Origin of the sequence: Coprococcus ammoniilyticus (assembly GCF_025567345.1) — a bacterium.
GTDB classification, from domain to species: domain Bacteria; phylum Bacillota; class Clostridia; order Lachnospirales; family Lachnospiraceae; genus Coprococcus; species Coprococcus ammoniilyticus.
This window is the reverse complement of the sequence record NZ_JAOQJS010000007.1, coordinates 45,000-58,964: the sequence shown is the minus strand read 5'-3', so window position 1 is coordinate 58,964 and position 13,965 is coordinate 45,000. Positions and strand designations below refer to the sequence as shown.

Below are 13,965 nucleotides of genomic sequence, written 5' to 3'. Positions count from 1 at the left end.
AACAGGGGGCTAACTTAGAAGAAAGGCGAAGATAATGGTTGTGCATAGCTCCACTTTTCTTTTATAATTGCAGTATAAGAATATACAGATATAAGAGGCAGAGATGAAGATAACATTAGCGGCTACATTACGTCATTATGATAAGAAAAATTTCATAAAGGATCTTCTTGCAGGTATTATTATCATGGCAGTATCCATTCCGATCTCCATGGGATATGCGCAGATTGCCGGACTTCCTGCGGTCTATGGACTGTATGGTTCGGTATTTCCGATCTTGATATTTGCTCTGTTCTCGACATCGCCTCAGTTTATTTTTGGAGTGGATGCAGCTCCGGCAGCCCTTATTGGTTCGGCATTGTTAAGCCTTCATATAGAGAGTGGATCAGAGGAGGCAATGGCGGTTGTTCCGGTACTGACCTTCTTTGTGGCATTGTGGCTTCTGGCGTTTTATATTATGAAAGCAGGAAAACTGGTCAACTATATATCGGCACCGGTTATGGGCGGATTCATTACCGGAATCTGTACGACTATTATACTAATGCAGGTACCGAAGCTGATGGGAGGATCGGCAGGAACCGGAGAGTTTTTTGAGCTGACAGAACATATTATAAAGACAGCCAAAGATATCAATTGGCAGTCGGTGGTACTGGGACTTGCGGCTCTTGTGCTATTGCTGGTATGTAAGAAGCTGATCCCAAAATTCCCGATGGCGGTTCTTTTGATGATAGCCGGGGCAGGCATGACATATCTGCTTCCTATAGAGGACTGGGGTGTGCAGACACTTGCATCTGTTGATACCGGACTCCCACACTGGGCGGTTCCGGATTTTAGTGTGATATCGATCCGCGAGGCTGTAACGATCAGCCTGTCGGTAGCAGTCGTTATAATGGCAGAGACACTTCTGGCGGAGAATAATTTTGCGCAGAAGAATGGTTACCGGATCAATGATAACCAGGAGATTCTGGCATTTTCAATGGGGAATTTCCTTGCGGCATTTACCGGCTGTTGTCCGATCAATGGCTCGGTATCAAGAACGGCAATGGGAGAACAGTATCAGGCAAAGACACAGCTTACCGGTATCATAGCAGGTCTTTCCATGATCGTTGTTCTGGTCTGTGCGACCGGATTTATCGGTTATCTTCCAGTTCCTGTGCTTACAGCTATTGTGATATCAGCGTTGCTTGGAGCAACGGAATTTGATCTTGCGGCAAGACTCTTTAAAGTCAGTCGTACAGAATGCCTGATCTTTTTCGGGGCATTCTTTGGTGTGCTGTTACTTGGCACGATCAACGGTGTATTGATCGGTATTCTTCTTTCCTTTACAGAGATGATCATACGGACAGCCAAGCCTGCAAGATGTTTCCTTGGAATTCAGCCGGGGCATAAGCATTTCCGGGATCTGAAGGAGAGCAGTCAGATCCATGCAATCTCCGGTGTACTGATCTATCGGTTCAGCAGCAATCTGTTCTTTGCGAATATACAGATCCTCCAGAGAGATATTGAAGATCATATCACGCCTGAGACAAAGGCGGTTATCATAGATGCCAGTGGAATCGGCAGTATCGATATAACAGCAGCTGACAGGATCGCCATGTTATATCAGTCGTTAAAGGATAAGGGAATCCGTTTCTACATGACAGAGCATATCGCAGATGTGAATGAACAGCTGCGTAAGTTGGGACTTGGTTATCTGATTGAGGAAGGCTGTGTCAGACGAACAGTACATATTGCCTTAAAGGATATGGGAATTAAGCGACCATATCCATTAGAGGGTGATGTAGACAATCAGCCGAGAAGTGCGTCCAGAAAGCGTGCAGATAACAGGGTTCAGGAATTTGTCTGGGCGTTTGGAGCGGAGAGTGAAGATGAGATAGAGAAGCAGATCAGACTTCAGATCGAGCATTTGAAACAGACCGGAGATGTTGATGAGCTTTTACATGGAAGCTGGTCACATATGGAAGCTATGGATGAGGATGAGTGGTTAGAGCATCTGGAAGAGCATCTGAAGGAGATCGTTCATATATCAGGTAAGGATGAGAAAACGATTGCCAGACGCTTCGAGGAGCATCGCAGAGAGATCCATGACCGTATTGCAAAGGAACATCCGGAGCTTGCGGAGAAGTTTAAAGAACGAAGACATTTGCTGGATGAGCATTTGAAAGAAAAACATCCTGAGGTTTATGAGTTGGTCGTAAAACTCCGTGAGAAAGATAATTAATAAAAATAACAAAATAATAATTCTGTCATATATTGTACTATACCTGAATATAAGAAAGGAAGAGAGCAATTTATGGCACAGTTTACCAATCAGGCGCAGCTTCGCTATGGTAATTCCATAGCAAATTCCAATATAGCAGTCGGAGAACTGCTGGAGGTATTGTCAGCAAGCAAGACCGCAGTCAGAAAGACATATGGTCAGAATGATACCGTAACGTATATTATAACGATTGTAAATTCCGGTACGACTGCATTTAATGGTCTGACAGTTACAGATAATCTGGGTGCATACACATTTGGAACAGAAACACTGACTCCGCTCACTTATATGGCTGATAGTGTGAAATATTATGTAAATGGAGTGCTTCAGTCAACACCAGTTGTTGTTGCAGAACCATCACTTGCAATTTCAGGACTGACAGTTCCTGCAGGGGGCAATATCACAGTTGCTTATGAGACAGAGGTGAATGCATTTGCACCGATGGATGCAGCAGGAACGATCACGAATACAGCAGTTGTATCCGGTGGTGGCATTACTCCGATCACGGTAACAGAGACGATCGGTACAGAGAGTACGCCGATCCTTACAATCACGAAGTCTGTAAGTCCGGTTCCTGTAACAGAAAACGGAACATTGACCTATACTTTCCTGATCCAGAATGCAGGAAGTGCACCGGCAGATATCGGAACCGATGCGGTGATAGTGGATACCTTTAATCCGCTTTTGTCAAACCTTGCAGTATCCTTTAATGGAACGGCATGGGCAGAGACAACAAACTATACCTATGATGAGACAACAGGAGTGTTTACAACGATTGCGGGTCAGATCACAGTCCCGGCTGCAACCTATACACAGAATCCGGCTACCGGTGTATGGACGGCGGATCCGGGTGTCAGTACATTGGTTGTAAAAGGCACGATCTAGGGATTTTGAACATGGCAGAATAGCGCAAAACAGAGAAATAAAATCCTGTAATGCTACTATGATAATATAGTAAGATCACAAAGACGGCGGCTTCTTTGACCTGTAAGAAGCCGCCGCCTGTCTATAAATTACCCCTCATATGAATAAAGTGAACATCAAATGATGTAACAATAAAAACAATTAAATATTATCATGCTGATGTACAAAAAACCAGAAGTGGCATTTATAAAGTTGAATCTGCCACTCGATTTTCATTTTCAGAAATCAGCTTTTGTATCTCATTTCTGACAAGGGTATTATCTAAAACATAATCTTCAAAATCTACCGAGTGAAAGGTATAGGTTAAAGCATGAATAATATCCGGATCAGATACACAGATAATAAAATCCAGTTCTTTATTTGGAACAAGCAGGGCATACTGATCCGTATATAAAAGAAATGCCCAGTTATCCGATACCGGAATTTTTTCGGTATCAAGGACAAAGAGGTTCCTGTCAAGCCGTGCCTCTAACTGTTCTAGAGCATTGATAATATCTGACGTGTTTGCTTCTACATAGAATCCGGATTCGGAAATCACATGATTTCTTGCAAATTCCCGGATGCCATCCAGTGTGATGCCTTCACTGGCATTCATTTGCTGCATGAAATGAAAATGCTGTTTTAGGGTTTCCTTGAATTATTCAGGAACATATTTCTCAACCAGATCATCGGTCACCATCAGGCAGGCACCGGGATGCTTCTGGATAAAGATCACTTCTTCTGCAGGAATGGATCTTGCCTGAAACTGTGGAAGCTCCTTCTGGCTGAAGCTGGACAGAAATGGTTTCGCATGGTCAAATACGGAAGCGAATTCTTCCCGCATTAATCCGATAAGGCTCGGATCGGTCAACAGACAACCTTTGTTGGCATCGGCATTTAGCAGGAGACTGGCATCATCCGTTATGATATAGAACGGGAAAAGTACACCGGAGTTCTTGCTGACTTTTTGTTCATTGGAATAATAGTAAATGTTATAGGTGATGTTGGTCCCTTTTGTAAGAATCGATTCTAACAGCGTGGCAAATCCGTCCAGTTTTTCAGTGATGTCATTCGGATTTTTTGTTTGGAAATGCAGTATCTGGGAAATTGTTGCATTTTGAAATTTCCCAGAAGTGATAAGTGAGTGAATGTTGGAAAACAGTTTGATCCGTGATGACAGGTCGAACGGAAGTGATACCTGTAAGTGATTGTTTTCTTTTTTGCTGGCGTGTATTAAGAATTTAGTCAGACCACAGATGATCTCATCCGTGGAGTGATAAAGTATAGTTCCTGTGGCAGCCTGTGACTGATCTGTATCAATCGGATTGTCAGGTAGTTTATTTTGTAATTCCTGTGAGCGGGAAGGTGTCTGGTTGTTAGATGCATTGGTATCTATATATGGAGAACCGATCACCCTCAGACATTTCTCTGTGAATTTCAGGTAATGATAATTGGTCTCACCAAGCCGTTCCAGATAAAAGGCATCATATAAAGCCATCTCATCGGCAGCAGATATATCAAGCTGGCGGATAATACTTGTAATCTGATCTTTTGTGGGAATACGTTTGCCGCTCAAGATCTGATAGAAGCTTGAACGGTCGATCCCGGTTTCATTGATCAGAGAATTTTTCGTTACGGATTGTGAATCGATGATTGAATTTAATAATGAATGAAATGACATGCAGTTATACCGGCAATAACTTTAGATTAGTAAAACATGGAAGTAAATATGTAATGTTAAGCCGATCTTCCTCCTAACAATAGTATTTACATCTGTATAGTTTAACTGAAAACGTAATATGTGTCAACATCATTGCGTGTAACAAGAGAAGACAAGTGTAGTTTTCTACTGATTCAACAAGAACTGGGAGTATAAATCATACTGCATATTTGTTGGCTATAAGAAAAACTTATAGCCAGTCAAATATATATCCTATAACTTAAATAGGATATAATGGTTGACAACCGGAAAAACGGACGCTATAATCATGAAACATGAAAGGAACAAAATAGACAAAACATATCAACATAGTATGAAAAGTTCCTGAGAATAAATCACAGAGAATTTACAAGGAGGATAAGCATATGGGCTCAGAAAGAATCATGACAACTGCAAAGAACAATATGTGTTGCTGCCGGATGATGTGTGATTGTATGGCGTTTATTTCATATGCTTTGAACACCTGATTTGTTAGATATATAGTATTGTTTATCATATAACAAAGGGCAGTTGTCATAAGCATATGATGACTGCCTTTTGTTATGCGGCAGGATGGTATCTATTACATGGATAAAGTAGAAGACTGTCTGATTTATAATAGGAAAAGAACTTGAAAGGGGAGAACAATATGGCAATTATTCAGATCGAGCATGTGTCGAAAACGTTTCAGACCAAAGACGGAACGATCGATGCATTAAAGGATGTATCATTGAATATTGAAGCCGGCGACATTTACGGAATCATCGGAATGTCCGGTGCAGGAAAAAGTACCCTGGTACGATGTATCAATCATATAGAAGTGCCGACATCGGGAACGGTTGTGGTACAGGATAAGGAGCTAGGAGATCTGTCAGATAAAGAGCTTCGTAAACAGAGAGAACATATCGGTATGATCTTCCAGCATTTTAATCTGCTGATGCAGAAATCGGTTCTTGATAATGTATGTTTTCCATTGTTCATTCAGGGGAAATTAAAGGCAGAGGCGAGAAAAAAGGCATATGAGCTGTTAGAGATCGTTGGTTTGCGGGATCGTGCAAAAGCATATCCTTCACAGTTGTCCGGTGGACAGAAGCAGAGAGTTGCGATCGCAAGAGCACTTGCATCCGATCCGCAGATCCTGCTTTGTGATGAGGCAACCAGTGCACTTGATCCACAGACGACATCATCGATTCTGGAACTGTTAAAGGACATTAACCAGAGATTTGGAATCACGATCGTTGTTATCACTCACCAGATGGCGGTTGTCCGAGAGATCTGTAATCAGGTAGCGATCATGAAGGATGGTCAGGTCGTTGAGCATGGTAGAACGATTGATATCTTTAATCATCCAAAGTCCGAAGTAGCCAGAGAGCTGTTACAGAAGGACGAAGGAAATGCTACAGAGCCGAAGACGTTAAAAACGGCTGACCGCATAAAGAATGGAACCAGAATCCGAATCGTATACACGGAGAATTCAGCATTTGAACCGGTAATTGCAAATATGATCCTGACATTTAAGGAGCCGGTCAATATCTTAAAAGCAGCGACAAAGAATGTCGGAGGAGTGGCGAAGGGTGAAATGATACTTGAGCTTCCGAAGGGTTCGACAAATGTTGCAGCGATGGAAAAGTACCTGAAAGAACGGGGATTGGAGCTTGAAGAATTAAGTGACAATGTGAATGGAGGTGAGGAACATGTGGACGGAACAAATTAGAGAAATGATCTTAAATGGTATCTTAGAGACACTTTATATGACAGTTGTTTCTACATTGTTTGGATATGTATTCGGACTTCCGATGGGCGTGCTCCTCTGTATCAGCGATAAAGACGGACTGAAACCGCATCCGGTTTTGTATAAGATTCTTGATTTTATCGCAAATATCGTTCGAAGCGTACCATTCCTGATCCTGTTGATCTTATTGATCCCATTTACCAGATTTCTTCTTGGTAAGAGTTACGGATCGACAGCAACGATCGTACCGCTTACTGTAGCAGCTATTCCGTTTATCGCAAGAATGGTAGAGTCATCCTTGAAGGAAGTTGACAACGGAGTTGTTGAGGCTGCCCGTGCGATGGGTGCGGGAACGATGCGGATCATCCTTCGTGTGCTCCTTGTAGAAGCAAGAACATCGCTGATCACCGGAGCAACGATCGCTATCGGAACCATCCTTGGTTATTCTGCGATGGCAGGTGCAGTCGGAGGTGGTGGACTTGGTGATATCGCAGTCCGCTATGGATATTACAGATACCAGACAGATATCATGATTGTGACAGTTATCTTACTGATCGTGATCGTTCAGATCTTCCAGTCAGTCGGAATGCTGATCGCAAACCGATTAGACCGGAGAAAATCATAATCAGATAAACCCTGACCATGACAGCCGGATCTGTGCCGGAGCGTTATTGGTGGTTTACAAACAGATGTCAGGAAAGTGCACACCGGGCATCCGATATATAAAAATGAAAATAAAAAAGGAAAAATAAAGAAAGAGAGGAATCTTCCATGAAAAAGACATTTAAGAAATTATTAGCACTTACATTAACAGGCGTATTAGTAGCAGGAGCCCTTTCAGGCTGCGGCAAGAAAGAAGATAAAGACAGCAAAACAGATTCAAAGACAATTACGATTGCAGCATCTGCAACACCACATGCTGAGATTCTCGAGTATGCAAAGACAGCATTAAAGGAAAAAGGATATGATCTTCAGGTTACAGTATTTGATGATTATGTAAAGCCAAATGAGGTTGTAGAAAGCGGCGAGTTCGATGCAAACTACTTCCAGCATGTTCCATACCTTGAGAGCTTTAATGAAGAAAAAGGTACACACCTTGTAGTTGCCGGCAAGATCCACTATGAGCCATTCGGTATCTATCCGGGTACAAAGAAAAGTTTAGACGAGATCGCTGACGGTGATTCTATCGCAGTCCCGAATGATACAACAAATGAAGCAAGAGCCCTTCTGTTATTACAGGACAACGGAATCATCAAGTTAAAGGATGGCGCAGGTATCAATGCAACTGTTAATGATATCGAAGAAAACCCACACAATGTAGAAATCGTTGAACTTGAGGCAGCACAGGTTGCCAGAGTTGTAAACGAGACAGCGTATGTCGTTTTAAATGGTAACTATGCACTTGCAGCAGGCTTCTCAGTAGGAAAAGATGCTCTTGCATATGAGCAGAATGATTCAGAAGCAGCTAAGACCTATGTAAACGTTATCGCTGTTAAGGAAGGCAACGAAAACAACGAAGCAATCAAGGCACTCGTTGACGTATTAAAGTCTGACGATGTAAAGAGCTACATCAAAGAAACTTACGATGGAGCAGTTCTTCCTTACGAGGAATAATATTTAGCAACAATCCAAACTATAAAAAGCCATTAGAGCAATAAGAGAAAAATTCATGTATTTTTTATTCAGCTTGCGCACTGATTTGTCAGCAGTCGCCCTAACTCACCCTGACAGGTTCAGACAAGGGCTTGGTGCTGACAGTTAGCGCAAGCTTCATTACAAAAATACTATGAACATTTTTCTTCTTATTTGCCTAATGGCTTTTTTTAGCTTGGATTGTTGCGTTGCATTTTTATCTCCTCGTAAGGAAGAGATGCAGCCCTAACTCACCCTGACGGGTTCAGACAAGGGCTTGGTGCTGACAGTTAGCACAAACTTTATCACGAATACTACATGAATGTTTTTCACCATATCTGTTTCAGGGCTTTTTATTGCGAGATGATATTCGCTATCTTTCTTTACGAGGGGCTTATACTTCGTTATGCAATATAAAATTCCCCGACTACTGTATTGATAAGACATTCACGGAGTTTTCGTAATTCTGCTTGCGCTAACTGTCAGCACCAAGCCCTTGTCTGAACCCGTCAGGGTGAGTTAGGGCGACTGCTGACAAATCAGTGCGCGAGCTGAATAGAAAACGGAGGGAGTCTTTCAACTACAGTAGTCGGGGGAATTTTATATGTTTAACAGAGCCTATTCCTCGTAAAGAAAGATATGGGCAGCATCTGGTAGTGAAAGCCCTGAAACAAATATGGTGAAAAGTTTTGGGGGTATGCTATAATGATGCCGACAGGCAACTGGGTAGTGTGGCTGCCTGTTGGGTAAATATAGGCGGATAAAAGGAGCCGGTAGAGAGCGTTATGAAAAAAATTTTTATTGTGGAAGATGATAAGAGCATATGCATGGAGCTTGTTGAGATTTTGGAGAACGAAGGCTATGCAGCATCCTATCTGACTGATTTTGAACATTCAAAAGAAGAGATTCTGGCAGCAGGTGCAGATCTTATTTTGATGGATATTAATATTCCGGGCATAAATGGCAGAAATCTGTTAAAGGAGATCCGGAAAGAATCGGATATCCCGGTTATCATGGTAACTAGTCGTACATCAGAGATGGACGAGGTTCTGTCAATGAGCTATGGGGCAGATGATTATATCACGAAGCCGTATAATCCGACGATCCTGTTGCTGCGGATCGCAGCAGTGCTGAAACGGATGGAGGGAAGCCAGAATGTAGCATCCTATCGTGGAGCAGAGGTGAATTTCAGCAAAGGGACAATCCGGCTTGGTGAGAAAGAACAGGTTCTGACGAAGAATGAGATGATCATTTTCCAACGGCTGTTAAGCAGTAAGGACAAGATTGTATCCAGAGACGAGATCATGACAGATCTATGGGATAATGAAGAATATGTAAATGATAATGCACTTACGGTTAATATCAGCAGGCTTCGGACAAAGCTTTCGGAGCTTGGACTGCCGGATGCGATCGAGACAAGAAAGAAACAGGGGTATCGTCTGATATGAGAATTTGGGAATATATAAAAGATAAAGCGGGTATTCTGATCGGTTATCTGTTATTTATAGCGATCATGTTAATTGCTTTTCGTGCGATGCGGACACCAGGGGAGCTGACGGTGATCTTTCTTGTGCTGACAGTTTTGCTTCTGGTAACTGTCATATTAACAGACTATATAAAACGCAGACATTTCTATAATTCCCTTTATGCACATATGGAGCAGTTGGATCAGAAATATCTGGTCATGGATACGTTAGAGGAGCCGGGTTTCTATGAGGGAAAGCTGGTCTATGAGGCGTTATATGAGATCAACAAATCCATGACAGAGCATGTGAAGGAGTACCGGCAGAGTGTAGATGATTTCAAGGATTTTATCGAAATATGGGTGCATGAGATCAAACTGCCGATCGCAAGTCTGGTATTGATGTGCCACAATAATCAGGATAAGATACCGAAGAAATACGAAGATCAGGTGAACCGTCTGGATGCATATGCCGATCAGGTGCTGTATTATGTCCGGGCAGAGCATGCGAGCAAAGATTATCGGTTTGATCCAGTACGAATCAAGTCGGTTGTGAATAAAGTGGCGTTGAAGAATAAAGATATGTTGCTGGAGAGTGACATTTGTCTGGATGTGCATGACGTTGATGTCAGCGTTACGACAGATGCCAAATGGCTGGAATTCATGATAAACCAGATCATGAGCAACAGCATCAAATATATGAAGCCGGATGAGAATCGGCAGATCCGGATCTGGACGACAAAAGCAGGTGACGATATCACACTCCATATCAGAGATAATGGAATCGGAATTTCCGAAGCAGACCTTCCTCGCGTTTGCGAAAAATCGTTCACCGGTGAGAACGGACGTCGTTTTGCCAAGTCAACAGGTATGGGCTTATATATCGTAAAAGGTCTGTGCGACCAGCTAGGACACCATCTTACCATCACTTCCAAAGAAAATATCGGAACAGACGTTGCTGTAACCTTTGGCGGAAACGACTACTATCTGGTAGATGCTTAACCTTACAAAACTGTAACCTTCTGTAACATAAGAAAAACGACACTCTCCCTTGAAAACGATATACTCACACTTGTAAACAGGAGATGAGGTGTTGACAGGATCAACAGCTCTTAACTCAGTTATTAATAGAAAATGGTGTGTGGGTAAATCGTTTTAGTATTTCGTGGATGTTTTTATGGGGCTGTTGTTCTGACAGTGAGCAATACCTAAAATCCATAGAGCAGCCGACTGAGTGTTCTGCTATCCTGTGCCATGTCGTCGGAGCAATGGTTTTATCGCGACAGAGACATGTGCAGATAGGATGGCAGAACATGAGGAAAGGCAAACGTGATTTTACGGGATGCTCACTGGTGGAACAATGGTCACAAAAAACATGTAAGTGTTACCTGAACGATTTAGTCACACACTGGATAGCAAGGAGAGATAAAAGTGGAAACAATTTTAAAGATTGAGAATATCGAAAAGTATTACGGCAACAAATCTAACATTACAAAAGCCATTGATAACATTTCATTTAGTGTAGAAAAAGGTGAGTACGTTGCGATCATGGGAGCATCCGGAAGTGGAAAGACGACACTGCTTAACTGCATTTCTACCATAGACCGTGTCAGCAGCGGTCATATCTATGTAGGAAGAGATGATATCACAAAGCTTCGCGGCAACCAGTTGAACCGCTTCCGCCGGGAAGAACTGGGATTTATCTTTCAGGATTTCAACCTGTTAGATACACTGACAGCATATGAGAACATTGCACTGGCGTTATCGATACAGAACACGCCTGCGAAGAAGATTGACGAAAAGATAAAGAAGATCGCAAAGGAGCTTGCGATCGAAGAAGTTCTGAATAAATATCCATATCAGATGTCCGGGGGACAGAAACAGAGAGTGGCATCTGCGAGAGCAATCATTACGAACCCGAAGCTGATCCTTGCCGATGAACCGACCGGAGCACTGGATTCCAAATCCGCAAAGCTGTTGCTTGAAAGTCTGAAACATCTGAATGAAGAACTGTCAGCTACGATCCTGATGGTAACACATGATTCCTTTACCGCAAGTTATGCCGGTCGCATCCTGTTCATCAAGGACGGTAAAATATTCCATGAGCTTCGCCGTGGAGCAGACAGCCGAAAAGAATTCTTCAATAAGATCATAGATGTCGTAACTTTGCTTGGAGGTGACTTAAATGACGCTCTTTAAGTTATCCCTTAGTAATATGAAGAAAAGCCTGAAGGACTATGCAATCTATTTCTTCACTTTAGTTCTTGGCGTAGCAATCTTCTATATTTTTAATGCGATCGAGACACAGACGGCGATGATGAGGATCTCCAAAGATACCAGAGAAATTGTAGAGCTGATGGCAAATATCATTTCCGGTGTCAGCGTATTCATTGCATTTGTGCTTGGTTTCCTGATCATATATGCCAGCCGATTCCTGATGAAACGGCGTAACAAAGAATTTGGATTGTATCTGCTGCTTGGAATGGGCAAATGGAAGGTGTCAAAGATGCTGTTTATCGAGACACTGATCATCGGTCTGGTTTCACTTGGCGTTGGGCTTCTTTCCGGTATCGGAATTTCCCAGCTTACCAGTCTGTTAGTTGCAAATATGTTTGAAGCGGATATGTCTTCTTATAATTTTGTATTTTCAAGTTCTGCATTTGTAAAGACCTGTTTCTATTTTGCTATCATCTATGTGGTTGTGATCCTGTTTAATACGATCGCGATCGGACGCTGCAAATTGATCGACCTGTTCCAGAGAGGCAGAAGATCAGAGACTGTTAAGATGAAAAATCCGTGGATATCGGTATTCGTATTTCTCCTTTCCGTAGCAGGACTTGGATATGCATATTACCAGATCAATTCAAATACAACAGAGCTCTATATGAAAGATATCTATTTCTGTATCGGGCTTGGATGTGTCTGCACATTTTTGTTTTTCTGGTCGGTTTCCGGTATGTTGTTCCGGTTAGTTTCTTCTATGAAACGTGTTTATTATAAAGGGCTGAATTCATTTGTCATCCGTCAGATGAGCAGTCGTGTAAATACAAATGTACTGTCAATCTCGATCATTTGTATTATGCTATTTGTTACGATCTGTGTGCTGACTTCGGCGCTTACGATCCGAAATGGTTTAAATGAGGGCTTAAGGAAGTATGCTACCGTTGATGTAAATATTACCAGACAGGTAAGAAGCTCCGATTATGATGTCGCAGCCGGTAAGGGCGCAGATGAGGATGCTTATTATGATCCGACATGGGATAAGCGCGACATTTGCGATATATATAAGGAAAAAGAAATTGACTTGCCATCTATGTTTTCAGCCTATGAAGATGTGTATATATACTCATTGCCGGATTTCACATACGGGGATACGTTCAGTGAGCAGGCAAAGGGTGAGTTCCTTGGTGACCAGCCGGTGTATGGTATGATGGATGTTATGGAAAATGTCATGACAGTGTCCGATTATAATCGTGTGGCAAAGCTGTGTGGTTTTGAAACTGTGTCGATCAAAGATGATGAATACGGAGTTGTGGCAAATTACAAGCAGATGGTGAAATACAGAGATATGTCATTGCAGGCTGGTACGACGATTCAGGTAAATGGTTATGAACTGAAGCCGGGAATGAGCAAATGTCAGGCCGGTGATGTCCAGATCTCTACGCAGGCGATTAATACTGGTATCATTATTGTGCCGGATGGGGTGCTTACAGGAGTAACTCCGATCTCTGAAAGCTTGCTTGCAATCTATAATACGACCGATACGGATAAGATCATGGCGAGAAATGAATATATCAATCTGGATGACGACACGGATGTCAGGTTGAGTCTAAATACAAAAGAAAATGTAAAAGCTGCCAGTATCGGACTTGGCGCGATCGCTTCCTTTATCGGCTTATATATCGGAATGATCTTCCTGATCTCCGGTGCAGCGATCCTCGCATTAAAGGAATTGTCAGAAAGCACCGATAATGTGGAACGATATAAGATGCTTCGAAAACTGGGTGTGGATCAGAAGATGATCAACCATGCGTTATTTGCACAGATGGGTCTGTTCTTCCTGTTCCCGCTTGCACTGGCAGTCATTCATTCAATATTTGGTTTAAAATTCAGCAGACAGATTCTTTCACTGATGGGAACCGATGACATGGGAGCAGCCATGCTTATGACCGTTGTTGTTATGGTTGTGATCTATGGCGGATATTTCCTGATCACCTATTTCAGTGGCAGAAAGATCATCAGTGAACAGTAGGGTTTCCTTGACGATGACAGTATCTCGC

General features: G+C 42.4%; 11 protein-coding genes. 9 read left to right on the top strand and 2 right to left on the bottom strand.

What is annotated here, in order from left to right:
• Positions 1–103 precede the first annotated feature (103 nt).
• Both OCV60_RS11875 and OCV60_RS11870 read left to right on the top strand, forming a co-directional pair.
• Positions 104–2,218 (top strand): SulP family inorganic anion transporter, encoded by a 2,115-nt coding sequence (locus OCV60_RS11875; protein ID WP_118662440.1) that lies wholly within the window; start codon positions 104–106, stop codon positions 2,216–2,218.
• A 72-nt stretch (positions 2,219–2,290) separates the two neighbouring features.
• A complete protein-coding gene (locus OCV60_RS11870) occupies positions 2,291–3,142 on the top strand; it encodes a hypothetical protein (protein WP_008402132.1) in 852 nt (283 codons plus the stop codon).
• A gap of 223 nt (positions 3,143–3,365) precedes the next feature.
• Here OCV60_RS11870 and OCV60_RS11865 read toward each other — a convergent pair whose 3' ends face one another.
• Together OCV60_RS11865 and OCV60_RS11860 are read right to left on the bottom strand one after the other, a co-directional pair.
• The gene (locus tag OCV60_RS11865; RefSeq protein ID WP_262530234.1) at positions 3,366–3,785 is read right to left on the bottom strand and encodes a hypothetical protein; all 420 of its coding nucleotides are present in this window, start codon (positions 3,783–3,785) and stop codon (positions 3,366–3,368) included.
• Between the two features lie 33 nt (positions 3,786–3,818).
• Positions 3,819–4,841 (bottom strand): hypothetical protein, encoded by a 1,023-nt coding sequence (locus OCV60_RS11860; protein ID WP_262530233.1) that lies wholly within the window; start codon positions 4,839–4,841, stop codon positions 3,819–3,821.
• A gap of 667 nt (positions 4,842–5,508) precedes the next feature.
• On the opposite strand from OCV60_RS11860, the gene OCV60_RS11855 reads away from it, so the two are divergent.
• From OCV60_RS11855 to OCV60_RS11825, 7 genes are all read left to right on the top strand, one after another.
• A complete protein-coding gene (locus tag OCV60_RS11855; RefSeq protein WP_262530232.1) occupies positions 5,509–6,573 on the top strand; it encodes a methionine ABC transporter ATP-binding protein in 1,065 nt (354 codons plus the stop codon).
• Positions 6,554–7,216 (top strand): methionine ABC transporter permease, encoded by a 663-nt coding sequence (locus OCV60_RS11850; RefSeq protein WP_008402135.1) that lies wholly within the window; start codon positions 6,554–6,556, stop codon positions 7,214–7,216. The genes OCV60_RS11855 and OCV60_RS11850 overlap by 20 nt, the downstream gene beginning before the upstream one ends.
• 146 nt (positions 7,217–7,362) lie before the next feature.
• On the top strand, positions 7,363–8,205 hold the full coding sequence (locus OCV60_RS11845) for a MetQ/NlpA family ABC transporter substrate-binding protein (RefSeq protein ID WP_262530231.1): 843 nt from the start codon (positions 7,363–7,365) through the stop codon (positions 8,203–8,205).
• An 803-nt stretch (positions 8,206–9,008) separates the two neighbouring features.
• Positions 9,009–9,671, top strand: coding sequence for a response regulator transcription factor (locus OCV60_RS11840; RefSeq protein ID WP_262530230.1), 663 nt, complete (start codon positions 9,009–9,011; stop codon positions 9,669–9,671).
• Positions 9,668–10,687 (top strand): sensor histidine kinase, encoded by a 1,020-nt coding sequence (locus tag OCV60_RS11835; RefSeq protein WP_262530229.1) that lies wholly within the window; start codon positions 9,668–9,670, stop codon positions 10,685–10,687. Before OCV60_RS11840 ends, OCV60_RS11835 begins: the two co-directional genes overlap by 4 nt.
• Positions 10,688–11,116: 429 nt before the next feature.
• On the top strand, positions 11,117–11,884 hold the full coding sequence (locus OCV60_RS11830; protein WP_021943424.1) for an ABC transporter ATP-binding protein: 768 nt from the start codon (positions 11,117–11,119) through the stop codon (positions 11,882–11,884).
• Positions 11,871–13,937 (top strand): FtsX-like permease family protein, encoded by a 2,067-nt coding sequence (locus tag OCV60_RS11825; RefSeq protein WP_118615284.1) that lies wholly within the window; start codon positions 11,871–11,873, stop codon positions 13,935–13,937. Before OCV60_RS11830 ends, OCV60_RS11825 begins: the two co-directional genes overlap by 14 nt.
• Positions 13,938–13,965 lie beyond the last annotated feature (28 nt).